The organism is Pontibacter silvestris, from assembly GCF_020907275.1.
Classification (GTDB): domain Bacteria; phylum Bacteroidota; class Bacteroidia; order Cytophagales; family Hymenobacteraceae; genus Pontibacter; species Pontibacter silvestris.
In genome coordinates this window covers 1-2,069 of sequence record NZ_JAJJWI010000066.1, presented here as the reverse complement: position 1 = coordinate 2,069, position 2,069 = coordinate 1, and the positions used below count along the sequence as shown (strand labels likewise).

Here is a 2,069-nt window from a genome sequence, read left to right as displayed (position 1 = left end):
TCCAGTAAAACATTGCAATTCCACTGTATGATTATTAGTATACCTTCCGTGCCTGGATAAGTTACCCGGCTACGGACGGCTCATATTCCCAACAATGGTTTCTTAGGCAGACCTCTGGTCCCCCTCACCCCAAGACATGGAGTCAGCCTCTTGGGTATCCACCAGAAGTACCGTTACAAGAGCCAATCCAGGCAGCACGGCAGCAGGGCATAACTTCATGTACTTGTACTATTCTGATAAAACACCATGAATATAGTGATATAATTGAAATATTCTGATAAGCTGGGAATTATTACTGTCGCTTTCATGTATGCCTGTTGACTTTTAGCCAAAGTTACTTTTTCATAGTTTTAGATTAGATTGTTAAGGTAATGGGGTAGCCGGTGGCTACCCTTTTCTTTTAGCTGCTCACCTGGGGGGCTGGAAAGTGACAGGGTGAGGGCAGGGCAAGAGTTTAAGGAAGTGTGGTGGGAGCTTGTGCCCCATCATTCGGATCAGAAGGCGGCTTTTTGCTTTCATGCTCCACTATAAGCTCGGTCAGCAGCTTCAGCTGCTCTATTCGCAAAGCCACTCTATACCCATAGTAGCTTATACGCTCCACTGGGTCTTTTTACTTACTCCTCTTTTGAGTAAGTGCCTATTTCACGGGCTGGCTTCAACGATTCAGCTATTCCAGCGCCTCAGTTTTGCTGGTAAAGCTTTGCAGCTGAAACGGCAGTGACAGTGTGTCCTGAATCTGCCGGATGTTTCCCTGTGTCCTTGTCTCCACAGTGGAGCTTGGGGAGTACAGCCGAGCCAATTTCTCCAGCCGTGACGCCATGAGTCCGACAGCCAGGTAAGCAGATATTTCCCTGCTCTCATCCTCACTTACGGAAATGACGGTTCTGCTTGAGTCCAGCAGGAGCCTCTTGATATCATAGTGTTTGACCTTATCCACTAAGATGTTGATGCTGTGCTTTATATCAGAAAGCATAAAATCGTGCAGGTCAGGGTAGGCCACATCTAAAATGTCAGAGGCAGGGTCATAGTCTAATTTCAGAATGCTGTTTTCAAACAGGATCATCTACAGGTCAGGTTAAGGGTATCTGTAAAGATAACAAAACTAATTGACCTCGAAGCAGATGTAGTTGCTGTTACCCCATCGCTTTCAGCCATGCCTTGGCGGTGTCTTTGCTTTCAAAGGTAGTGGCTATCACACCATTGATGCCATAGGAAAGTGTTAGGTCGGCAGAGAGCTTGCTGTACAGGTTGGGGGAGAGCACCCAGGCGAAGAGCCTGCAGCCTGCCTGGTGCATTCCTGGGAACCATTCTACTGCCACCCACTCGGAGGCATCAGACCACATGCCGGTGACGTTGGTGTTGTCATTGAGCACCTTGCTGCAGCGGTGGAGCTGGAGGTAGTGCAGTATGCGCTCGCAGCCATCCATGACACTCCCCCCTGTCTGCTCACCTGTCCAGTTAGCATAGAGGATATCCTCTATAACATCATAGCGAATCGTGATGTGTGGCTCTGAGGCTAATGTTCTTCCGGTCACTGCAACTGTTTACTTTAGGTTTCGGGGGCAAAGTTCAGAAATAAATGCTTCCATACAAGAGTTGCCGTTCATTATAGCGATGGAATAAATCGCTACTGTCTCATCCATAATGTTGAGACAGAGCCTCTATGTTCGTAGTGGGTTTGTAACAAAGATAGCCATCCCCTTGAAATGCCCTAGACACTAACGTGACTTTAAGTTTAGGGAAAGCGATGGGATCAAGAAGCCAGCGGCCTATGTTGAAGCCTTACTTAACCGTATCTTTGCTATCTTAAGAAAAGGGTATTTCCCAAGAAACACTATATGGTAAAGCTGTATTACTTTAAACCAAGTGAGCAGGAAGGTATTGGTGTCAGAGAGTTCCCTTCGGAAGAAGAAGCTGCTTTGTTCATGGCCTGCTCTTGTGAGCAACATCTGGCAATGGAAAGAAGCGGCAAGGTCGTTTTACTGGCAGCCCAAGACGACTTTTATAAAGTGGTACTTTACCGCGTGGCCCTTCAGGAATTTGGAGTGTCTCGTCCTGCTATAGGTTGA

Annotated in this window: 4 protein-coding genes; 1 reads left to right on the top strand and 3 read right to left on the bottom strand. The window is 47.2% G+C overall.

Annotated features, from left to right (window positions below; translation table 11 throughout):
- Positions 1-454: 454 nt before the first annotated feature.
- From LN995_RS21480 to LN995_RS21470, 3 genes are all read right to left on the bottom strand, one after another.
- Positions 455-601 (bottom strand): hypothetical protein, encoded by a 147-nt coding sequence (locus LN995_RS21480; protein WP_229963150.1) that lies wholly within the window; start codon positions 599-601, stop codon positions 455-457.
- Between the two features lie 66 nt (positions 602-667).
- A complete protein-coding gene (locus LN995_RS21475; RefSeq protein ID WP_229963149.1) occupies positions 668-1,063 on the bottom strand; it encodes a hypothetical protein in 396 nt (131 codons plus the stop codon).
- A gap of 70 nt (positions 1,064-1,133) precedes the next feature.
- Positions 1,134-1,535 carry a hypothetical protein gene (locus LN995_RS21470; RefSeq protein ID WP_229963148.1) on the bottom strand — a complete coding sequence of 134 codons (402 nt, stop codon included), beginning with the start codon at positions 1,533-1,535 and terminating at the stop codon, positions 1,134-1,136.
- A 303-nt stretch (positions 1,536-1,838) separates the two neighbouring features.
- On the opposite strand from LN995_RS21470, the gene LN995_RS21465 reads away from it, so the two are divergent.
- Complete coding sequence (locus LN995_RS21465) at positions 1,839-2,069, top strand: hypothetical protein (RefSeq protein ID WP_229963147.1); 231 nt, start codon at positions 1,839-1,841, stop codon at positions 2,067-2,069.

What these genes read in the sequence shown, in the direction of transcription:
- LN995_RS21475 (WP_229963149.1), bottom strand. Translation starts at nt 1,063, where the DNA reads ATGATCCTGTTTGAAAACAGCATTCTGAAATTAGACTATGACCCTGCC.
- LN995_RS21465 (WP_229963147.1), top strand. Translation starts at nt 1,839, where the DNA reads ATGGTAAAGCTGTATTACTTTAAACCAAGTGAGCAGGAAGGTATTGGT.